Here is a 21107-nt window from a genome sequence, read left to right on the forward strand (position 1 = left end):
GTCGTCGTCGCTTGCTTATGCAGCTTGATGTCCATGAAGCTTTTCCTGAATCAATTGCTTGATGAGCTCACGAGAGGCTAACAAAGGATAGCTTCGTTGTGAAATCCGATCATCCGGCACCCTACACATACTGGTTGATTAAGTTGAGAGAGTGGCAGGCTAAATATAATCCTGTCGCTTTTCCTACCAGCTGGTCGCGGTGCAAGAGAACCAACTTAAATGAAATTCAGTTGAAGTTAAAAGGTGTCAATTGTTTTTTATTTAGGGCTTTTGAAGATGTTGAGCCAAAAAATGTCGGCACGGCTTTGACGGGCAGGTTGGCAGCTGCCATTTATCATATACAACCATCGCATCTTAGGCTTTCAGAGCTGAGTGGGCTGCCTAATAATATATCTTGTTATAAGTCTCCATACACCCCTCATTCCATGCGGGTGAGCTTGATTACAGCTTATGTTATGGAAATGGGGATGCCGGTTGAAGTTGTCATGAAGGTCGTGGGGCACTCTTCGATCGTCATGTCGATATATTATTGCAAAATATCCCATGGGGAAATAAGGCGGCGATTGGAGGAAGGCGAGAAGATTGCGCTTCAAGCCGAGGTGGAAGCAATACAAAAAACAATTGAGTCCAATAAAATTGAGTCGGTAAAGAATCAGTTGGTTTCTAATAATGAAGACCTTCTGATGTCGCTAACCAATAGTGTGCCTGCAGGAAATTTTGTATTCAGAGACTATGGTATTTGTCCATTTGCTGCCTCACGCTGCGATGATGGAGGAGATCAGGTCGGCGCTACAAGAGTACGGGCTCCGGTGCCCATGGGGTATTTGGGAATGCAGAACTGTCTTAGGTGCAGGCATTTCATCACAGGACCGGTTTTTCTGGGTGGCTTAATGTCGGTTGGGAACGAGATTTTGTTCGTTTCGAATAAGCAGTCTGAAAAATGTATGCGGCTCCAAGAAGAAATCTCCACAATCACAGAAAGGTTGGAGAAGATAGATCGAGATGAGTATATTGCAAATGCAAAGGGCATGAGTTTTGATCAGGCTGAGAGAGTTTCGCTTGAGGCAGAACAAAGAAAGCTGGAGTCAGAGTATGAGAGTGCAGCAAAGAAAATGGACATGTTCCTGTGCGATTTGCAGTCCTGCTATAAGTTAATCAGGATGTGCGTGTCAGCTGTCAATGGTGTCTCTTCTGATGCAGAGGATGGTATTTCTCTGATTAAGATGCCCGATTCCGAAATGGAGATAGAAATGGAGGAGGTCTCTTACTTTCAGCAACTGCATGAGATTTGCGAGAATGCAACAATCTACCATTCGGCTGATGCAGCCGTTGCAATAGCGCCGAGGTCTCAATTGTTGGACCGAATGTCGGTTTTTAATGAGTTGCAGCCGAGCCTTTTTATGTTGACGGATGAGCAGCAGCTTAAAGTTGGTAACCAGGTAGTCGGTTTTTTGAGGTCACGGCTGAAAACCTGGGAAAGAGTTGGCCAGGTCGTTGACTGTTCAGTGAGGCTAGACGAGCTGATGGAGGAGGAGAGAATTGATAGGTCGGAGCTTTCTCTGATTCTAAAGCCTCAGCTATTAAACGAGACGGGCTGCTAATATGAAAAATGAAGATCTTTTGTTGAAGCTAAAAGAAGACGCTACGCCTAGAACCAAGAAGACGCTTGATGCAATATATGAAGTGTGTAGTGAGCAAATGGAGAGAGGTGTTAGTGATTTCTCTATAGTAACTATATCTAGGCTGGGTGCCAAGCGAGGAGTTCCGAAGCCACAAAGCATTAGGAACAAGTCTGGAGAAAAATATCGCGCCCTCATAGAATCCTTTTCTGATATGGCCGGCGGCAATGTTAAGCGTCCCTCGCCAAGCGCTGATGACTGGGTAGAGGAGATTGCGAGTGCTAAACATAAGCTTCTTGTTAGATCGCTTCTTTCCGATCTAAAAAATGCTAAAAACAAGCTCAATGAAATTATTCCTCCGGGTAGTAGAATAGACGTATACGATCATAGGTCACAGCAAGCGGGCGAGGAAGAGAAGCTCTCCCAGCAGGAGAGAAGAGCGCTGGAATATCTGATATCCAATGAGTTTGTTGGTAAGTGGAATTTTCGCGCTACTGAGTTTGGTGAGGTTGTGGATGAGGGTGGTCAGGTGGTATTCAAAGCTGCTACAATCGATGCTATTAAAAAGGCTCTAAATAACTTGTAGGTCAGCTATGAAGAATCCACTTGTAACAAGAGAGGGCTATGAAAGCCTGAAAGAAGAGCTTGACTATCTTTGGAGGGTGGAGAGGAGAGAGGTTACAGCTAAGGTGACATGGGCGGCCGGTCTAGGCGATAGGTCGGAGAATGCAGATTATCAGTATAACAAGAAGCGACTTAGAGAAATTGACAGGAGGGTCAGGTATCTACGGAAAAGACTGGATGAGCTTAAGGTGGTTGATTATCATCCGGATCAAGCGGGTAAGATTTATTTTGGCGCCCACGTGGTGCTTGTTGATGACGATGGCAGGGAGATGAAGTTTCGGATTGTAGGTGTTGACGAGATCTATGGAAAACAGGGGTATGTTTCAATTAATTCGCCTGCGGCTAGAGCCTGTTTAGGTAAAGAAATCGATGATGAAGTGGAGATCGTAACTCCGGATGGGCGGAAGCTATGGTATGTTGAAAGCTTTTCTTATAACAGATGATCATTTTAAGGCTTTTATCTGCGAGTCCTTGTGAATACTGACACCTATGACTTCCACTACGACTCCGACCTCATCGGCGGCTCGCTGATGGTCCGCGAAAGCCGCATCGTGGCGGAGTGTTCTGGTCAAGTCGTAGCGGACACTTTTATTAAGCTGCTTCCGCGATTTTCTCGATCTCCCTCGGCGCGTGGTAGCCAAGGGTCGAGTGGAGCCGGCAGCTGTTGTACTCCATCTCGATATAGGTCACGACGTCGCGCCTCGCTGACAGGCGGGTCCAGTACCGTTGCCCCTCCAGCCATTCGCTTTTAGAGAGCCGAAGAAGCGCTCCATGATCGCATTGTCCCAACAGTTCCCCTTGCGGCTCATGGAGGCCAGGAACCCGTGCTTAACCAGTCGTTCACGATACGCACGGGAGGCGTACTGGCTGCCGCGGACGCCCTTCTAAGTGTCAAGTAGCGATTTGCGTCTGATTGATCTCGCGGTAACGGTGGCGCAGCACGTAGTACAGCTCTCGGGCGATGTAGCGTTTCAGACAGCGAATAGCTTCCAGCTTGGAGTGCCCCTCCGTCACTCGCCGGGAGACATACGCCTGGGTTGTCGCATCCAGGCGCAGCCGCCCGATGACGATGATATGCAGAGCACTATTGGCGGCTCTGTCGCCGCCCCGATTAAGGCGGTGGCGCTGTGTCTTGCCTGAAGAAGCGGGTATCGGGCTAACACCACATAGCGCCGCAAAACTGGCTTCTGAACCAATACGATCCGGATTGTCGCCCGCCGTGATCAACAACTGTGCAGCTGATTCATAGCCTACCGCCGTTCGCGACACCAGCTCTGGTGCCAGCTCATCGACGATGGCCTTGATCATGACATTCAGATCGGCCACCTCGTCATGCAGCTCCAGGTAGCGCCGGGCAAGAGATTTCAAAGCGATGCGGTAGGCCACTGTGACGTCCCGATAGCCACTTAAGTCGGGGCGCCATGCGGCCAACGTCCGAATCAACTGCATCCGCGTCATATTCCTCAACTGATCGCGCAGCTCCTCTGGCGCGGAGATCACCTGGGTCTGGATCATCTGAAGCGCCACACGGCGAGCTGCCACGGCGGTCTTCCGGCAGACCTTCAGCACACGCAAGGCCTCGATCATGCCATCACGGGTCTTTGGGGTGACCGTACGAATGCCCGCGTAAGCCGCATGGGCAGCGTTCTCCGCATCGATGGTATCGTTTTTGCCCCGTTTGCGACGCACGGTCTTGTCGGGCGTGGTGACCTCCAGGGTAGCGATGCCGGTGCGCTGCAAGTAACGCAGCAGACCAGCCCCATAGGTCCCGGTGCACTCGATGCCTACTCGGCTCACTTCACCGAAGCCACGCATCCAGGCGAGCATGGCCTTGTAGCCATGCCGGGTGGTCGGAAAGCTGGCGGTACCAAGCACGCGATCGTGTTTATCCACGACAGCGGCCATATGCAGATCCTTGTGGGTGTCGACGCCACCGACAATGTCAGGGCGATCACGGTGATGCTGAGTCATGACGTCTCTCCAGGCTATCAGGTCAAGGTGGCTTCACCGAGTGCGATAGCCTGGACACGACAGTAACGAGACAGGCGTCAGGCCCTTCTTGAGTCACATGCATCGACGAGGTGAGCCCTCGCCGTCAGGTATTCCCGGATCACCGACAGGTCCGTGGAAAGACACACTACCCGGGTCGATCAGAGTGGGAGTCAGGAGATCCGAGAACCCTTACGGCACCGGGTCTTTCAGCATAGGTCGATCGCTGTGTGAGTCAGGTCAACCCCGGAACACCTGGCATCTCCCAGTATTACTATCCGAGTGGTGGAGCACGCCTCGGGGAGGTCGCCGGCGGCCAATTGCCATCTCCAGGGCGTCCAGGGTGAGTGATGTCTTCATGTGGTCGGCCATGGCCCAGCCGATGACCTGTCGGTCGTAGAGGTCCAGCACGGCCGCCAGGTACAACCAGCCTTCCAGGGTCCAGATGGCGGTGATGTCGGCCACCCACGCCTGATTGGGCTCAGGCACCGTGAACTGCCGCTTGAGCAGGTTGGGAGCCACTGGCAGCCCGTGGTCACTGTCCGTCGTATGCCGGTAGCGGCGACGCTGTCGGCAGGCAACACCGGCTTCCTGCATCAGGCTACGCGCCTGATAACGACCGACCGTATGACCTCTGCGACGGAGTTCCTTGGCCATTCGCCGGCTCCCATAGCTACCACGTTTCTGATCGTGGATGTCCTTGACCTCCCGGTGCAGGCACTGGCGCTGCTCATCGGGTTCACGCTGACGCCAGGCATAGAAGCCACTGCGGCTGACGTCCATGACACGGCACAGCACCGCCACTGGGAAGTAGGCCTTCTCCGACTCGATGAACTGGTATCTCAGCTCGACTCTCTCGCGAAGAAGGCCGTGGCCTTTTTTAAAACCTCCTTTTCAATCCGCAACTTACGAACTTCTTCGCGAAGTTTCATGATCTCGGCATCCCGCTCATCTGCCTGGTCGTCAGTCACACCATCCTCCCGGTCACGTTGCTGGCGACACCAGCGATCCAGCAGGCTGCGATCGATATCCAGCCGCCTGGCAGCCTCGGAGATGGCATAACCCTCTCCTCGCACCATGTTGACCGCCTCAGCCTTGAATTCGTCGGAGTACCGACGTCGCGTTTTCTTGGTCATGAACACCTCCAATGCCTCCAGTATGAGGCTTACCGGGGTGTCCGCTCCAATTAGACCAGTTCAGGGAAATGCTTATCTGGGAGATATCTGGCTTACAGGGTTTGGATGCGGGCACCAACGAGCAAGACATTTACTTCCACCACCCGAGCCTGAAGTTGCCGGTCAGAGGGACTGGTGAAGGTCGAGGAGGCTCTGGAGCACAAGGTGCCGACGACATAGAGGTGGATACGGAGCAGGAACCGGATGAGGCCAAAGACAGGCAATCGATAGAACTACCGGTGGAGGATATCGTCTTCTCTAACTCCGCTACTACGAAGCTTGCTTACAATGGCAAAAAGGCTGGCATTCTAGGGCAGGAAGATCAGGGTGAACTAGAAGGCTACAATAACCCCAAGGTTTTGGGCATCGGCGATGACGTCATCGGTGGCAGCATCGCTCCGGGGGAATATCAGCAACTCGAAGCGGAAGAGAGGCAGTACTCAAACACGTTTTGTGATGCTCAAACAGATCATAAGACAGATAGCCGGGGAATCAGATGGAAAGCTGAGTCTTCTGGAGCTAAAAGTACAGCCGTTACCTCAGCTTCCGCGTTGTAGCTACCTGTCGGGTCCCGTGTGATTGACTACCCGCTTGGTAAATAACTCAGGACGCTTGGTCTGCCATTCCTTCATCATCGCAATCGGTGATTGATGGTGCAGCGCCTTCTGCGGGATGTGGTGATTGTACAGCCAGGTGTAGCGTTTGAGCGTCTGCTCCAGGTCCTCGCCTGAGGTATAGCGCCGAGTCGCCAGCACATCGCTGATACGGCCGTTGAAGCGCTCCACCATGCCGTTTGTCTGCGGTCTTCCCGGCTTGATCAGACGGTGCTCGATACCAAGGGCCTGGCACTCTTGGTCAAACGGGTGATTCCCGCTGGGCTTGCGCTCCCCCGCCCGCGTGAAGCGATCGGTGAATGACTTGCCGTAGTACCTACGGAAAAACCTGGTTAGCGGCAGCCATCGTGGCCTAAGAGATCCTTGTGTGACCCACATCATCACAAGGAGACCGACGATGGCTGCCTCCACTCAGCTTATGCCAGACACCGTGTGTGTCGCGATCGATATTGCCAAGCGTTACCACGATGTACTGGTTCGCTGGCCCGATGGTCGTGAAAGGGTGCATAAAATGCCCAATACACGCGCTGGGCACGACGACCTGATTCGATTCTTACAGCAGCAGGAAGCCCCTGTACTCGCCGTTATGGAGCCTACAGCGGACTTTCATCGGCCTCTTGCCTACCGGCTGGCTCATGCAGGAATACCGGTGCATCTCGCCTCATCCTTGGCGGGCGCTCGGGTTCGAGAGGCCTTGTATACCTCCTGGGACAAGCATGATCGAAAAGATGCGCGTGTTCTGATGTATCTGCTGACCCAAGGCATGACGCACCCTTTCCACGATCCCCTTCGTGAAGGGTACTTCGACCTCCAGGAGATCTCGAATACCTATCAGCAGATCGTTCGAGCCCGAACACGCTGCCAGCATAGCCTGGTCAATCACTACTTGGCGCTCTACTTCCCGGAGATGGAACGCTACCTCAGTGCGTCCCGAGCCCACTGGTTCTGTCATTTCCTGCTGGCGTTTCCCACACCAGCCAGTATCACCGAGTTGACCCGCGAGGCGTTTGTCGAAGCCGCCTGGGAGAGCGTGGGGCGAAAGGTAGCCAAGCAGCAGTTTCTCGAAGGCATCTACGAAGCAGCTCAGACCAGCATGGGCCTGCCGGTCGTGCCAGACTCTCCCGCGGTGCAGACTTTCCAGCTTCAGGTGAAGCAGTACCTCTCACTGACAGAGCAACGTCAGGCCTTGGAGGCGATGGCAACGACATGCATGAGAGATAACAAGGACTTCGCTCGCCTTCAGACCATTCCGGGCGTGGGGCCAATCATTGCCTTGATGATTCTGGCGGAGAGCGGGGATCTGCGGCGTTTCTCGCACCATCGCCAATACTTGAAGTTTTGTGGTTTCAACCTCGCCGCGTCACAGAGCGGTAACACGTGCAGCCGCTATCGATTGGCCAAGCGGGGTAATGCCCGGCTGCGCTATGCCTACTGGCTCGCAGCCACGGTTGCCGTGCGGATGCGAGACAACAGCTTTCGCACCAAATTTGATCGCTACATCGGAAAAGACCCGACCGATGGCGATCTTAAGAGGAAAGCGCTAACGGCCGTGGCGGTCAAGCTGGCACGGGTGGCACATTCCTTGATCAAGCATGGAGCCGACTATCGCGGCTATCATGAGTATTGCATTCTTGGCGGCGGGACTTCTTTACAAAGCCGTAGGGCCGCAAGGACCTCGTAGATAATGGTTGAGCCCGCCCGCCAGGATGTTATGAGCCTCTGTTAAGCCTAGTCGAGCCGACCTCCATGGTTCGGACTCCTGTCACTATGGTAAGCCGCTGAATCCGGATATGGCGGGCTGCCAGGAATGATTTTCCTTGCTGATGTCTGAGCTATGCTGACATCGGCAGGGATCTTTTTGTCCACGATGCCACTTCAACCGCAGGTAGCCCGTTGTCGGTCAGTACCGTCTGGACCTGGAAGGGAGCCTTCTCCTCCACCCGCTTCATGAACGCCCGCGCATCCTTCGCGGACTGGCTGCGTCTCACCTCCAGATGGACCCAGCGCGTGGCGCGATCGATGGCGACGTACAGGTAGCGTTTTTGCTCCTCATCGGGCATCCGGGGCAGGTGCTTGATGTCGATGTGCACGTAGCCCGGCTCATAATCTTTGAAGGGCTTGTGCCGGGGTTTCTCATCGTCGCCCGCGTCCCGTCTAGACAGCTCTGCCAGTGTCGGCACCTCGCGCCGCTTGAGCATGCGATGCAGACCAGAACGCGACAAGCCAGGATTGAGGAACTCACGCGCCACGACGAGCAGATCATCCAGGCCGAGGCGCAGGAATTCGCGCGCCGCGATCAGCACCTCTTCCTGTTCGGAAGTGAGCGTGGCCAGCAGGTTGTGACGCGTGTGCGGTCGGTCCTGGACATCGTCACGGTACCGCCAGCGCCGGATGGTCGAGACGGCGACGCCGTACTGGCGTGCTAGCTCGCTGTCGCTGATGCTGGAAGGCGCTGCCTGGATCTCGGCCCGGATCTTCGGAGTGGTGGTCGCCTGTTTATGTAGCTTGATGTCCATATCCTTGCTCCCGGATGAACTCGTGAAGAAGCTCCTTGGCGGCCAGCAAAGGATAACTTCTATAGCTCATCTGATCATCCGGGACCCTACAAGTAGATGACTCTGCACCTCTCTCGCTTAGTCAGTCAGCGGACTTCAGCTTCACAAGCCTCAGCCGCAGCGCATTGGCGATCACGCTCACCGAGGAGAGCGACATCGCCGCGGCGGCGATGATCGGTGACAGCAGCAGGCCGGTGAAGGGGTAGAGGATGCCGGCGGCGATCGGTACCCCCGCGGCGTTGTAGACGAAGGCGAAGAAGAGGTTCTGGCGGATGTTGCGCATGGTGGCTCGCGACAACCGGTGCGCCTCGACGATCCCGGTCAAATCCCCGCGCAGCAGGGTCACGCCGGCGCTCTCGATGGCCACGTCGGTGCCGGTGCCCATGGCGATGCCCACGTCGGCGGTGGCCAGGGCAGGGGCGTCGTTGACGCCGTCGCCGGCCATCACCACCACGCGACCCTCGTCACGCAGGTGCTGCACCACGCGCCCCTTGTCTTCGGGGAGCACCTCGGCTTCCACCTCGTCGATGCCCAGGCGGCGCGCCACCGCCTCGGCGGAGGTGCGGTTGTCGCCGGTGAGCATGACCACCCGAATGCCGTCGGCCTGAAGGGCCCGGATGGCCGCCTCGGTGGTCTCCTTGACCGGGTCGGCGATGGCCAGCAGGCCCGCCAGGCGGCCGTCCACCGCGGCGAAGATCACCGTGGCGCCGTCGCCACGCAGCCGTTCGGCCTCGTCTTCCTGCTCGGCCAGGGCCACGCTCTCGCTCTCCATCAGCAGGCGGTTGCCCAGGGCGACGCGACGGCCGTCGACGTTGCCCACCACGCCCTTGCCATTGGGCGAATCGAACTCCGTGGCCTCCGTCGGCTCGACGCCATCCTCCTTGGCCCGCTCGACGATTGCCTGGGCCAGGGGGTGTTCGCTGCCGCGCTCCACCCCCGCGGCCAGCCGCAGCAGCTCCTGCTTATCGAAGCCCTCGGCCGGGCGCAGTTCGGTGACCCGCGGCTTGCCTTCGGTGAGGGTGCCGGTCTTGTCGACCACCACGGTGTCGACCTTCTCCAGGCGCTCCAGCGCCTCGGCGTCGCGGATCAGTACCCCCGCCTGGGCCCCTCGACCCACGCCGACCATGATCGACATGGGAGTGGCCAGCCCCAGGGCACAGGGGCAGGCGATGATCAGCACGCTGACCGCGGCGATCAGCCCGAAGGCCATGGGCGGTGCCGGCCCCCACAGCGACCAGGCGATGAAGGCCACCACCGCGACCAGGATCACCGCCGGCACGAAGACGCCGGCGACCCTGTCGGCCAGCCCCTGGATGGGCGCCCGGCTGCGCTGGGCGCTGGCCACCATCTGCACGATCTGCGACAGCATGGTGTCGCGGCCCACCTTGTCGGCGCGCATGATGAACGAGCCCTGGCCGTTGATGCTGCCACCGATCACGCCGTCGCCGGCCTCCTTGCGCACCGCCAGTGGCTCGCCGGTGACCATCGACTCGTCGATGTTGGAGCGCCCCTCCAAGACCTCGCCGTCCAGCGGCACCTTGTCGCCGGGGCGCACGCGCAGGCGATCACCCACCTGGACCTTGTCCAGCGAGATCTCCTCCTCCTGGCCGTCGTCGTCGATGCGGCGTGCGGTGGCCGGCGCCAGGTCGAGCAGGGCGCGGATCGCCCCGGAGGTCTTCTCCCGGGCACGCAGCTCCAGCACCTGTCCGAGCAGCACCAGCACCACGATCACCGCCGCCGCCTCGAAGTAGACCGCCACCGAGCCATCGGCCTGGCGGAAGGTCGCGGGGAAGATGCCCGGCACGATCGTCGCCAGCAGGCTGTAGATCAGCGCCGCCCCGGTGCCGATGGCGATCAGGGTGAACATGTTGAGGCTGCGCCGCACGATGGAACGCCAGCCGCGCACGAAGAAGGGCGCGCCTGCCCAGATCACCACGGGGGTGGCCAGCAGCAGCTGGATCCAGTTCGAGACCTGGGGGGCGATCAGGTGGTCGAGGCCGAACACATGGCCACCCATCTCCAGTACCAGCACCGGCAGCGCCAGGACCAGCCCGATCCAGAAGCGCCGGGTCATGTCCTTGAGTTCCTCGGAAGGCCCACTATCGGCGGTGACCGTCTCGGGCTCCAGGGCCATGCCGCAGATCGGGCAGTCCCCCGGCCCCTCCTGGCGGATCTCGGGGTGCATCGGGCAGGTGTAGATCGTGCCGGGCGGCGCTGGCTCGGCCGGTGTGTCGTCGCACTGCAGGTAGGCGTCAGGGTCCCGCTTGAACTTCTGCTGGCACCTGGCTGAGCAGAAGTACCAGGTCTTTCCAGCGTGTGAGGCGCGGTGGTCGGTATGGTGAGGATCGACCGTCATCCCGCAGACGGGGTCCGTGACCTCATGGGTGTGGTCCTGTGTCATGCTCCATCCTCCCTGCTGTGGCTGCCACTCGCGTCATGCGAATGAGCATGGTGGTCGGCGTCCTGCTCGGATCGCCGGGAAAGAAAGGCGTATTCCGCCACCAGGATGACGGCCATCGCGGCGGCGGCAACGTAGAGCACCAGCGGGTCGGTGGTGGCCTTGACCCAGAGGAAGCCTGCCAGCACCACCAGGTCGAGGGCGATCGCGGTCAGCAGGATGGCCGGGCGGGCCGCCACCGCATCGCGTAGATGCCGCAACACCCCCCAGTGAATGGCGATATCCATCACCAGATAGAAGATGATGCCGAGTGCCGCGATGCGGCTCAGGTCGAAGAACGCCGTCAGCAGCAGGCCGAGCACGATGGTATAGACCAAGGTGTGCTTCTGGATGCTGCCGGGCATATGGAAATGGCGATGGGGCACCAGCTTCATCTCGGTCAGCATCGCCAGCATCCGCGATACCGCGAAGACGCTGGCGATGATGCCACCTGCCGTGGCCAGCATGGCGAGCAGGACGGTGAACCAGACGGCGGCCTCCCCCAGCGCAGGGCGTGCAGCCGCGGCCAGCGAGTAGTCCTTGGTCGCGATGATCTCCGTCAGCGACAGGTTGCTGGCGACGGCGAGGCCCACCAGCGCATAGATCACCACGCACAGGGCGATCGAGACGATGATGGCCCGGCCGACGTTACGGTGGGGATCGCGGATCTCGGCCCCGCTGTTGGTGATGGTGGTGAACCCCTTGAAGGCCAGGATGCCGAGCGCGGTGGCCCCCAGGAACCCGGAGACGCCGGGCGCCGGCGCCTCGGCCGTGGCCCGGATACCGATGGTGTCGGCCACCAGCACGCCCACCACGCCGAACAGGATGATGCCACCGATCTTGATGACCCCCAGCACCGACGCCACGCCCTGGATCAGCTTGTTGGCGGAGAGGTTGATGAGGAAGGCGGCGATCAGCAGGCCGACACCCAGCGCCGGCACCAGCAGCGACCGGTTACCCCCATCGAACAGCTCCAGGGTATAGGAGCCGAAGGTCCTCGCCAGGAAGCTCTGGGCGATCACCATGGAGAAGTACATCAGCAGCGCATGGAAGGCCGTGGGCAGGGTGGGCCCATAGGCCTTGTGAAGGTACATGCCGATGCCGCCGGCCGACGGGTAGGCATTGGACATCTTGACGTAGGAGTAGGCGCTGAAACTGACGATCATGGCCGCCGAGAGGAAGGCCAGGGGAAACAGCTCGCCGGTCATCTCGGCCATCTGTCCGGTCAGCGCGAAGATCCCGGCACCGATCATCACGCCGGTTCCCAGGGCGATGGCCCCGACGAGGGAGAGGCTGTTCTTCTGGTACTGAGGCGACCTGTCCATGCATCTCCTTGCGTGTCGATATGGGCGAGTGAGGCATCGAACTGCCAGGCGTGCTGTGCCAGGGGCAGCAGGCTCTGTCTTCCATCCTAGAACCCTTGTGTTACCCAAAGGTCAATTTCCACGTGTCTGTAGGGCCGCAGTACCGGCGAGGTGGCGTGAAGCGATCCACAGGAAGAGCGGCGGGAGCAGCAGCCACTGCAGCAGTGGGGTGAGGCCGGTACCCAGCCATGGCAGGGTGGGCATCACCGGCGCGTAGCTCCAGCGCTGGGCGATGGCGGTGGCGTACCACTCCAAGCCTACCGTGATGACCAGTCCTGCCAGTACGAAGGCGGCGCACTCCTTGAGCCCATAGCGCCACAGCCAGCCACGGCGACGTCGCCATAGAGCCACTACCCAGTAGGCGACCAGACCTATCAGCGCATCACCGGCCGCTGCCTGCATGCAGGCTTTCACCGCAGTCCAGTGAGGCATCGAGGGCATGTCCTGGTATAGGGGCACCTGCAGGAACTCCCAGGGCACGTTGAGCAGGAACGTGAACAGTGCCACATGCCATTCTGGCCACAGGAGCCATCGTCCAGGCGGTCGGTCAGCCTTCATGCCGCGCTCTGTGGCAATGACTCGCCAGCCCCGAGCTCAATGACAGCTCCAGGGTTTCTGCTTGGCATTGTCCTTCACGTTCTGGTCGATGAAGCGGTAGTAGTCCTCCTTGATCCGGTTCCAACGTCCGGCGCCGATGTCCACGCCATGCCGTGCCAATACCGCCTCGATATCGTCGATACACAGCCGCTTGGCATCGTAGGCCAGGTGGAGCTTGTGGTGCTGCGGATCGTAGGTCACGCCGTCGAGGCCGGACAGCGCGTCGATCTCGGTCACTGCCGCCGCGATATACCTTGACGCCTCGGACGTTACCTTCAGCGAGCGAGTGACCAGGGACGCTTGTGAAACGCCAGGGCGATGGTCGTGATGTGACATGGTCAACCTCCCTTCTCTGCTAGCGAATAGTCAGTCATCGTCGCCATGATCCTGCTGGCCACCGTGGTGGCGATGGAGGAAGAGATGCATCAGCGGGCAGGCGAGCAGCAGCAGCGGCAACGCCTGGTAAGGATGTAATCGCTGGCCGGTCACCAGCAGGTAGCCGCCCACGGCGAGGATGCCCCCCAGCGGCAGCCAGACCATCATCAGGCGGCGTTGTGCTCTCTTCTCCATGGCGTTCTCACGGTGGCTTGGGTTGTGAAAGGAATCGAAGCGACGCTACGTCGATGGCCGGCCGGTGCTGGCGACGGCATCGATCGGGCCTCGACGCTGGGGCGCGATCAACAGGAGCAGTCCCGCCACCATCATGGGCAGGGAGAGCAGCTGCCCCATGGTGAGCCAGTCGAAGGCGATGAAGCCCAGTTGGGGGTCGGGCAGGCGTGCGAACTCGACCGCGAAGCGAAAGACGCCGTAGAGCACCAGGAAGAGTCCCGAGACGGTGCCGCGCCGGCGTGGTCGGGCGGAGACCCACCACAGCACGACGAACAGCACCACGCCCTCCAGGGCAAACTCGTAGAGGGCCGATGGGTGGCGTGGCTGCGAACCGAGCCCCATCATGGAGGGGAAGACCATCGCCCAGGGAACGTCGCTCACGCGTCCTGGCAACTCATGGTTGATGAAGTTGCCCAGCCGCCCGGCGCCCAGGCCAATCGGCACCAGCGGTGCGATGAAGTCGGTCAGCTGGAGGAAGGCCAGGCGATGGCGGCGAGCGAACCACCAGGCGGCGACCAGCACGCCGGCAAGGCCACCGTGAAAGCTCATCCCGCCTTCCCAGAGCCTGAACAGCCAGAGCGGATCGGCCGCCAGCTGATCGAGGCCGTAGAAGAGCACATACCCCAGTCGACCGCCGAGGATGATCCCCACCGCGCCATAGAAGATCAGGTCGCCGATATCGTCATGGGTGAGGCCGAGCCGGTGGGCACGTCGTCTGCCCAGCCACCAGGCTGCGGCCAGCCCCACCACGTACATCAGCCCATACCAGTGGATGCTCAGTGGGCCCATCGACAGTGCCACCGGATCGATCTGGGGGTAGGGGATCATGCGTCGCTCCTGTGATGTGTCTGACCATCGCCGGTGGCCCGGCAACGGTTCCTGTTACCGCCAGTGTGGCGACGCTGTCTGAATCCAGGCTGAACGCCATGGCCGAGACGATTGACACGGATCAACCCAGGCTCGGATCGCCAAAGACGACGACGCCACCAGGCGGTGGCGTCGGTCGCGAGACCGATTCGTGGCTCAGAACATCAGCCTGGCCCCGGCGACGATGCCGGTATCTTCGGTGGGATCGCCATGGTGGCGGGCGATGTCGGCGGTATCGCCGTACTGCTTCTGCCAGTAGGCACCGACATAGGGCGCAAGGCGGCGCGTCACCTCGTAGCCCAGGCGCATGCCGACGCGTACCGAGTTGAGCCCCTCGCCGACGCCGAATGCCTCGGCCTCGCTGGCGGCCACGGCGATCTCGGTACGCGGCTGCAGGTAAAGCCGCTGGGTCAGGCGCAGGTCGTACTCGCCCTCGAAACTGGCCGAGACGTCGCCTTCGTCGCTGACCTGAAACGCCAGGTCGGTCTCGATGCCGTAGGGCATCACGCCCTGCAGGCCGATCACCCCATAGCCACGTTCGGCGTGATCATCGGAGAAGACCCCACCCTGGTAACCGATACCGCCCTGCAGCTCCCAGAAATCGGCGATCAGCCGGCTGTAGAGCAGCTCCAGGGATTCGAACTCGGCATCCTCGCCATCGCCCTGGACGTTCTCGCCCTCGGACTTCACATAGACCCGGTTGATGTCCCCGCCGTACCAGGCCTGGAAGTCCCAGACCAATTCCTCATGACCCTTGTCGGGCACGGCATATTCAAGACGGTCGAACAGCGCCATGGCCATGTTGTGCTTGGCCATGGGGGCGGGCCAGTCCGCCGGCGCATCATAGCCATCCTCTGCCAGGGCGACGGAGAGCGGGAGCGTGGCCAGCAGGGCACCGGCCGCGATCATCGGGATTCTGGTATTCATGGCGTCTCCTTACGCGACCTTGACGACCCGGAACATGCCGGCGTCCATGTGATAGAGCAGGTGGCAGTGGAAGGCCCAGCTGCCCTCGGCATCAGCGGTGATCAACGCCGAGACGCGCTCGCCGGGCTTGATGTTCAGGGTGTGCTTGCGCGGGATCAGCTCGCCCTGGCCGTTCTCCAGCTCCATCCACATGCCGTGAAGGTGGATGGGGTGTTCCATCATGGTGTCGTTGACCAGGATCAGGCGCAGCCGCTCGTCCTTCTCGAAGTGAATGGGGCCCGTTACCTCGCTGAACGTCTTGCCGTCGAAGGACCACATGTAACGTTCCATGTTGCCGGTGAGGTGTAGCTCCAGCTCGCGGCCGGGTTCACGGCGGTCGGGCCAGGGGGTGAAGGCCTTGAGGTCGCGGTAGACCAGGGTGCGGCGTGCGTTGGGATCGATGCCGATGCCGGCCTGGTCATAGCGCGAGCCCGGCTGGGCCTCTCCCGCCGCCAGCATGCCGTTCCCGCGGGTCTTGGCGGATTCCCTCGCCATGCTGCCGCCATGGTCCATCTCGGAATGATCCATGCCCTCCCTGTCATCGCCGGACATGTTGGAATGATCCATGCCCTCCATGTCACTGTCGGACATGCTGGAGTGGTCCATGCCATGGGCACCCATGGCCTCCATGCCGCGGTCGGCGATCCTGCGACGCTCGGGGATCTCCGCGGCCATGCCCTCCCGCGGTGCCAGGGTCGCGCGGGCATAGCCGCTGCGATCCATCGATTCGGCGAAGATCGTATAGGCGGTGTCGTCCTCGGGGGCGACCAGCACGTCGTAGGTCTCGGCCACCCCGATGCGGAACTCGTCCACCGGGACCGGCTGCACCGGCTGACCGTCGGCGGCCACCACGGTCATCTTGAGCCCTGGGATGCGTACGTCGAAGTAGGACATTGCCGAGCCATTGATGACCCGAAGGCGGATCCGTTCGCCGGCCTTGAACAGCGCCGTCCAGTTCTCCTCGGGAGAGTGGCCATTGAGCAGGTAGGTGTAGGTGCTGCCGGTGACGTCGGCGATGTCGCGTGAGCTCATGCGCATCTTGGCCCACATGCCGCGCATCTCCGCCGTCGCCGCAAAGCCCTTCTCGCGCACGTCGGCGAAGAAGTCGCCGATAGTGCGTTCCTGGAAGTTGTAGTACCCCTCGGCGGTCTTGAGGTTGCGGAACACCGCCATGGGATCCTCGAAGGTCCAGTCGGTGAGCAGCAGCACGTGCTCGCGATCATAGCGGAAGGGTTCGCGCTCGGCGGCGTCGATGATCAGTGGCCCGGCATGGCCGAGCTGCTCCTGAAGGCCGGAGTGACTGTGGTACCAGTAGGTACCGTTCTGGCGTACCGGGAAGCGGTAGGTGAAGGTCTCACCGGGGGCGATGCCGGCGAAGCTGACGCCGGGAACGCCATCCTGGTCGGGCGGCAGGATCAGGCCATGCCAGTGGATGGACGTCGGCTCATCGAGCAGGTTGGTCACCCTGAGTACGGCATCTTGGCCCTCCTTGAGGCGGATCATCGGCCCGGGGCTCTCGCCGTTGATGGTGTAGGGCCGCGCCGCCTGACCATCGATCTCAAGCGACTCGCGACGGATGGCCAGCGCCACCTCCGGGCCTTCCTCGATCCCCTTGGCGTAGGTATTGGTCTGCCCCCATGGATTGGCCCAGGCAGGGCGTAGGCCAAGGGCGGCTGCCGAGCCGATGCCTAGGGCGGCACCCCCCCTTGAGCAGCCGTCGGCGCGACAGCGGGGGCGTGATTACGCTGGAACGTGCCATCTGTGACTCCCGTCGATGTCAGAAGGCGACATCATGACGGGGCAAGCTGAATCACGCCTGAAAATGCCAGGTTACGGCGCATCCTTTGCAAAGGGCACGTGAATTTCCACGCTCAGACCGCCCAGGGGACTGTGTCCGAACTGGACATTCCCGCCATAGCGTTTCAAGAGCTGGTTCAGGATCGACAGGCCCAGCCCATAGCCGGGGTGTGACTCGTCCAGGCGCCACCCGCGTTCCCCCAGGCAGGCCACGTCGTCGTCCGGCACGCCGGGCCCATCATCCTCGACACGCAGGACGAGACCCTCCTCCATCACTATCTCGCAGTGAACCTCTTGGTTGGCCCATTTGCCGGCGTTGTCCAGCACGATACCGATCATCTCTGACAGGTCCTGAGACTCGATGGGAATGCGCTGTCCGGTGCCTTCGGCTACCTCCAGGGTGAAGCGCTTGGCCGGGTAAAGGGTCCGGAACATCTCGATCAGTCTGCTGGCGTCGCGGTATGGATCGGCAAGGCGCCCGACATTGGGCCCCGCGATGCGCGAGCGTCGAAGTTCAACATCGAGCTGGGCGTGAATCTCCTCCAGGCGTTCCACCAGGCGTTGGCGACGCGTGGCATCGATGGGGCGCGAGCCCCGCAGCACCTGAATGACCGCGGCCAGGGGTGTCTTCAGCGCGTGGGAGAGGTTGGCGACCGACTCACGGGAGCGCTGCAGGCGAGCATCGATCTCGTCCATGAAGCGGTTAAGCTGCCCGACCAGACTGTCGAGTTCGGAGGGGACGTCCAGAGAGAGACGATCGCGCCTGCCGGCCTGCAGCTCGCCGAGCTGGTCGCGCAGCCGCGACAGCGGCACCATTCCTCGGCTGACGGCTAGCAGGTTGAGCACCCCCAGCAGGAGCAGCAGGCTGGCGGCGATGCCGCCGACCCACCAGTGCAGGCGGTGCAGTCCCGCCTCCACTCGGGAGAAATCCTCCCCTATCAGCAGCACCCCGGGTTGATTGTCGAGGGTGAAGGGCTGGCGAAAGACCAGCAGGTGCTGACCCGCCTCACGCACCTCGGCCAGCGACTCGCCACTGTCCAGCAGTGGTCGCAGTGCCTCCTGCCAACGCGGATGGGAGGCCGAGACCTCATCGCCCAGGCGCAACACATAGAGGTGGTGGAAAATCGCGAAGCCGCGACTGGCGGAGTCCAGGACCCGCGCGGTGGCCAGATGATCGCGGCGCAGCTGCTCGATGGCGTGATCGGCCTCGCGTTCGAGCCGTTCCCCCAGGAAGTCCCGCGCCAGGTCGTTGAGCAGGATCCCGTGCAGCAGCCAGGTCAGCCCGGTGACCAGCAGGGCGATACCCGACAGCCAGGCCAGCAAGCGGAGACGCAGGCTGCGTCGGTCAATCCGCAACGAAGACATAGCCCTGGCCGCGACGGGTCTGGATGCTTGATTTGCCCAGGTAGCGGCGTAGCCGCGCGATATAGACCTCGATGAGGTTGGGGGCCGCGGCGTCCTGCTCCAGGGCGTAGAGCTGGTTGAGCAGGTGCTCCTTGGAGAGCACCCGTCCCGGATGGTGCATGAAGTAGCGCAGCAGCACGAACTCGGTGCCTGTCAGGGGGTGCCAGGTACCATCGGCCACTCGGACGCACTGGTTGGCCTCGTCCAGGGCAACGCCACCCAGCGTCAACTGATGGGAGAGTCGCCCCGACTGGCGGCGTAACAGCGCCTTGACCCGGGCGACAAGCTCGGCTTCGTGGAAGGGTTTGGTCAAGTAGTCATCCGCGCCGCCTTCGAGCCCGACGACCTTGTCTTCCCAGGTGTCCCGAGCCGTCAGGATCAGCACCGGCAGGTCCCGGCCCGACTGGCGCCACCGCCTGAGCAGGTCGAGACCCGAGCCATCGGGAAGGCCCAGGTCCATGATCGCCAGCGCGTACGTCTCGGTGGTCGAGAGCGCCTCGGCGTCTCTCAGGGACGCGGCCAAATCGACCCGGTAACCGTTGTCCTTGAGGGATTCGGCGAGGCTCTCGGCCAGCAAGTCGTCATCTTCGAGTAGCAAGAGCTTCATGCGTCGGCTCACTTGCCTAGCTGGATCTCCCCGGCCATGCCGGATTCGTAGTGCCCAGGGATATTACAGGCATAGACGAGCGACTCCACGTCAGCGGGGGCGGTCCACACCAGCTCTGCGGTGTCGCCGGGGGCGATGGTCACCGCCGGCATAGCGCCGCCATGGGCACCTTCCGCCATGTCATGGCCGCCATGGCCGTCGTGGCCGTCACCATGACCACTGTCTCCCATAGCCTGCATCATCTCGCGGTGCGCTTCCTGGGCTGCGGCATCGCCGATCACGAATTCGTGCTTCAGGTTGCCGGTGTTGACTACCTTGAAGCGCACAGTCTCTCCAGCGGTGATGCCGAGTGTCTCGGGATCAAACCACATGTCACCGGCCTCGACCTGGATGGTGCGGTCGATCTCGGCATCAGGCGTGGAGGAATGGGAGCCACCATGTTCACCGGCAGCAAGGGCGGAAGTGGCGGCCAGGCCAAGGGTGATGGCCAGCAGAGACTTACGCATCATGTAACCTCTTTGATCGTATCAGTGGAGCCTTGGTTATACTGCAGCAACCTGAAATGAGACTGAACTCGAAACCCCTTGACTCTTGTGTTACACGTAGGTTGTAGCATCCAAGGCTCTGATAAAGACCATGCCGAATCCCTTGTCCTGGATCATGTTGGACGACACGGCCACCGAGGCAGAATGGGGACTCGACCATGAGGATGACCGAATGACCTGCAATGTTCGCTGCCTGCTGCACCTCCGAGGAGTACGCCTGTTGGCGCTGCTGCTCGCGGCTCTGCTGCTGGTCGCCAGCCTGCCCGGTCATGCGTCTATGGATGACTGCGCCGTCGACTGCGGTACCTCCCAGGTCGAGATGCTCGATCACGCCAACGCCGATTGCGGCGCCTGTGCGGCATTGACCGCCACGCCGACTGTCCCCCGCGTCCCTCCAGACGCTCTTGCCGACCCGGCCGTGGTTGAGTTCATCGCTGCACCACCCCGAGAACCTCCCAGATCCTGACGTCGCTCGACTTCCCGGTAACGACATATTGGCTCGTTATCGGTGCTCCCTAACTTTCGTCAGGAGTCACATCATGTACGCCAACGATTGCTTTGCCCTGATGGGTTCAATGGGCTGGATGGGCTGGCTGATGCCTCTGAGTGTCATGCTTCTGCTCGGCCTCGGCATCGCTACTCTCGTCAAGTATCTCTTCACGTCTCGTCGTTCCCGGGAGGATCGCTCATGAAACGCCTTGTCCCCACTCTGCTTGCCTCCTCTGCACTGCTGATCGGTGCCGGCACCGCCCAGGCGGCCTTGCCCAATGCGGCGACGCTCTACAAGAACCCCCAGTGTGGCTGCTGCGATGAGTATGCCCGCCAGCTTGAGGCGCTCGGCGTCGAGGTCGCCATCGTCGACGACGTCCCGATCGGTCAGGTCAAGGAGCGAGTCGGACTGCCCTACGGACTGGGCTCCTGCCATACCATCGAGATGGGTGAGTATGTCATCGAGGGACACGTGCCCTTCGCGGCGGTGGAAAGGCTCTTCGAAGAGCAGCCCGATACCGATGGCATCGGCCTTGCGGGCATGCCCATCGGCACACCGGGTATGCCGGGACCGAAGCAGGATGACTGGAATGTCTACCAGTTTCGCGCCGGAGAAGCCCAGCCATACATGACGCTGTAACGTCGCAAGGTGATAGCGACTGCCCGGGTGCTGACTCGCCCGGGCATGATGTCCGCTTTTGGCCGATAGCGGCTGTATGCAATATGGTCGTTTTCTTTACGCACGCCGACCGCCCCTCCAGGAGGCCCTGGCGGGGCGGTTTTGCGTAAAGAAATTGCGTAATTTTTTCTATTTCAAGAAAAGGGGCGTTTTTGTCTGTTATTTGGCCT

The 21107-nt window shown here is 60.7% G+C and carries 21 protein-coding genes and 3 pseudogenes; 8 read left to right on the forward strand and 16 right to left on the reverse strand.

From position 1 onward, the window contains the following. Window positions 1-98 precede the first annotated feature (98 nt). The 3 genes from NH396_RS16780 to greB are packed head-to-tail and all read left to right on the forward strand — an operon-like array spanning window position 99 to window position 2686. Window positions 99-1601, forward strand: a complete 1503-nt coding sequence (locus NH396_RS16780; protein ID WP_253065011.1) for a VPA1269 family protein — start codon at window positions 99-101, stop codon at window positions 1599-1601. Between the two features lies 1 nt (window position 1602). Continuing rightward, entirely contained in the window at window positions 1603-2205 is a 603-nt protein-coding gene (gene gmtX, locus NH396_RS16785; protein ID WP_176676587.1) for a gamma-mobile-trio protein GmtX, read from the forward strand. Between the two features lie 7 nt (window positions 2206-2212). Next, on the forward strand, window positions 2213-2686 hold the full coding sequence (gene greB / locus NH396_RS16790; protein ID WP_152478284.1) for a transcription elongation factor GreB: 474 nt from the start codon (window positions 2213-2215) through the stop codon (window positions 2684-2686). Between the two features lie 148 nt (window positions 2687-2834). Here greB and NH396_RS16795 read toward each other — a convergent pair. From NH396_RS16795 to NH396_RS16805, 3 genes and pseudogenes are all read right to left on the reverse strand, one after another. Next, a pseudogene (locus tag NH396_RS16795) lies at window positions 2835-3118 on the reverse strand (integrase core domain-containing protein); the annotation flags it as partial. A gap of 16 nt (window positions 3119-3134) precedes the next feature. Next, complete coding sequence (locus tag NH396_RS16800; protein ID WP_176676589.1) at window positions 3135-4214, reverse strand: IS110 family transposase; 1080 nt, start codon at window positions 4212-4214, stop codon at window positions 3135-3137. Between the two features lie 294 nt (window positions 4215-4508). Then, window positions 4509-5368 (reverse strand): annotated as a pseudogene (locus tag NH396_RS16805) (IS3-like element ISPa133 family transposase); the annotation flags it as partial. Window positions 5369-5436: 68 nt separating this feature from the next. On the opposite strand from NH396_RS16805, the gene NH396_RS16810 reads away from it, so the two are divergent. Beyond that, window positions 5437-5964 carry a hypothetical protein gene (locus tag NH396_RS16810; protein ID WP_152478286.1) on the forward strand — a complete coding sequence of 176 codons (528 nt, stop codon included), beginning with the start codon at window positions 5437-5439 and terminating at the stop codon, window positions 5962-5964. On the opposite strand, the pseudogene NH396_RS16815 reads toward NH396_RS16810, so the two are convergent. Continuing rightward, window positions 5965-6330, reverse strand: a pseudogene (locus tag NH396_RS16815) (integrase core domain-containing protein); the annotation flags it as partial. 88 nt (window positions 6331-6418) lie between these two features. Here NH396_RS16815 and NH396_RS16820 point away from each other — a divergent pair. Then, window positions 6419-7702 (forward strand): IS110 family transposase, encoded by a 1284-nt coding sequence (locus tag NH396_RS16820; RefSeq protein ID WP_176676590.1) that lies wholly within the window; start codon window positions 6419-6421, stop codon window positions 7700-7702. A 151-nt stretch (window positions 7703-7853) separates the two neighbouring features. Here the strand turns inward: NH396_RS16820 and NH396_RS16825 are convergent, their stop codons facing one another. The 12 genes from NH396_RS16825 to NH396_RS16880 form a co-directional block, all read right to left on the reverse strand. Then, window positions 7854-8537, reverse strand: a complete 684-nt coding sequence (locus NH396_RS16825) for a DDE-type integrase/transposase/recombinase (protein ID WP_366071757.1) — start codon at window positions 8535-8537, stop codon at window positions 7854-7856. Between the two features lie 121 nt (window positions 8538-8658). After that, a complete protein-coding gene (locus tag NH396_RS16830; protein WP_176676591.1) occupies window positions 8659-10977 on the reverse strand; it encodes a heavy metal translocating P-type ATPase in 2319 nt (772 codons plus the stop codon). Beyond that, window positions 10974-12338 (reverse strand): APC family permease, encoded by a 1365-nt coding sequence (locus tag NH396_RS16835; RefSeq protein WP_161432711.1) that lies wholly within the window; start codon window positions 12336-12338, stop codon window positions 10974-10976. The genes NH396_RS16830 and NH396_RS16835 overlap by 4 nt, the downstream gene beginning before the upstream one ends. 111 nt (window positions 12339-12449) lie before the next feature. Next, on the reverse strand, window positions 12450-12809 hold the full coding sequence (locus tag NH396_RS16840; protein ID WP_253065012.1) for a hypothetical protein: 360 nt from the start codon (window positions 12807-12809) through the stop codon (window positions 12450-12452). A gap of 162 nt (window positions 12810-12971) precedes the next feature. Further along, window positions 12972-13310, reverse strand: a complete 339-nt coding sequence (locus NH396_RS16845) for a cation transporter (RefSeq protein WP_152478291.1) — start codon at window positions 13308-13310, stop codon at window positions 12972-12974. A 30-nt stretch (window positions 13311-13340) separates the two neighbouring features. After that, the gene (locus tag NH396_RS16850) at window positions 13341-13544 is read right to left on the reverse strand and encodes a DUF2933 domain-containing protein (protein WP_152478292.1); all 204 of its coding nucleotides are present in this window, start codon (window positions 13542-13544) and stop codon (window positions 13341-13343) included. Window positions 13545-13589: 45 nt separating this feature from the next. Continuing rightward, entirely contained in the window at window positions 13590-14411 is an 822-nt protein-coding gene (lgt, locus tag NH396_RS16855; protein WP_152478293.1) for a prolipoprotein diacylglyceryl transferase, read from the reverse strand. A gap of 195 nt (window positions 14412-14606) precedes the next feature. Further along, window positions 14607-15377, reverse strand: a complete 771-nt coding sequence (locus NH396_RS16860; protein WP_172977656.1) for a copper resistance protein B — start codon at window positions 15375-15377, stop codon at window positions 14607-14609. Between the two features lie 9 nt (window positions 15378-15386). Continuing rightward, a complete protein-coding gene (locus NH396_RS16865; RefSeq protein WP_253065018.1) occupies window positions 15387-17102 on the reverse strand; it encodes a copper resistance system multicopper oxidase in 1716 nt (571 codons plus the stop codon). A 144-nt stretch (window positions 17103-17246) separates the two neighbouring features. Further along, window positions 17247-18578 carry a sensor histidine kinase gene (locus tag NH396_RS16870; protein ID WP_152478295.1) on the reverse strand — a complete coding sequence of 444 codons (1332 nt, stop codon included), beginning with the start codon at window positions 18576-18578 and terminating at the stop codon, window positions 17247-17249. Further along, window positions 18559-19224 carry a response regulator transcription factor gene (locus NH396_RS16875; RefSeq protein WP_152478296.1) on the reverse strand — a complete coding sequence of 222 codons (666 nt, stop codon included), beginning with the start codon at window positions 19222-19224 and terminating at the stop codon, window positions 18559-18561. Before NH396_RS16875 ends, NH396_RS16870 begins: the two co-directional genes overlap by 20 nt. Before the next feature lie 8 nt (window positions 19225-19232). Further along, window positions 19233-19733: a plastocyanin/azurin family copper-binding protein gene (locus tag NH396_RS16880; protein ID WP_152478297.1), complete on the reverse strand. Its 501-nt coding sequence runs from the start codon at window positions 19731-19733 to the stop codon at window positions 19233-19235. A gap of 208 nt (window positions 19734-19941) precedes the next feature. Here NH396_RS16880 and NH396_RS16885 point away from each other — a divergent pair, with 208 nt between their 5' ends. The 3 genes from NH396_RS16885 (at window position 19942) to NH396_RS16895 (ending at window position 20898) form a co-directional block, all read left to right on the forward strand. Further along, window positions 19942-20235, forward strand: a complete 294-nt coding sequence (locus tag NH396_RS16885; protein WP_253065013.1) for a hypothetical protein — start codon at window positions 19942-19944, stop codon at window positions 20233-20235. Window positions 20236-20308: 73 nt separating this feature from the next. Beyond that, window positions 20309-20461 (forward strand): hypothetical protein, encoded by a 153-nt coding sequence (locus NH396_RS16890; RefSeq protein WP_172977657.1) that lies wholly within the window; start codon window positions 20309-20311, stop codon window positions 20459-20461. After that, window positions 20458-20898, forward strand: a complete 441-nt coding sequence (locus NH396_RS16895; protein ID WP_152478299.1) for a DUF411 domain-containing protein — start codon at window positions 20458-20460, stop codon at window positions 20896-20898. The genes NH396_RS16890 and NH396_RS16895 overlap by 4 nt, the downstream gene beginning before the upstream one ends. The last annotated feature ends 209 nt before the right edge of the window (window positions 20899-21107 follow it).

This window comes from Cobetia sp. Dlab-2-AX, assembly GCF_024124625.1.
GTDB lineage: Bacteria > Pseudomonadota > Gammaproteobacteria > Pseudomonadales > Halomonadaceae > Cobetia.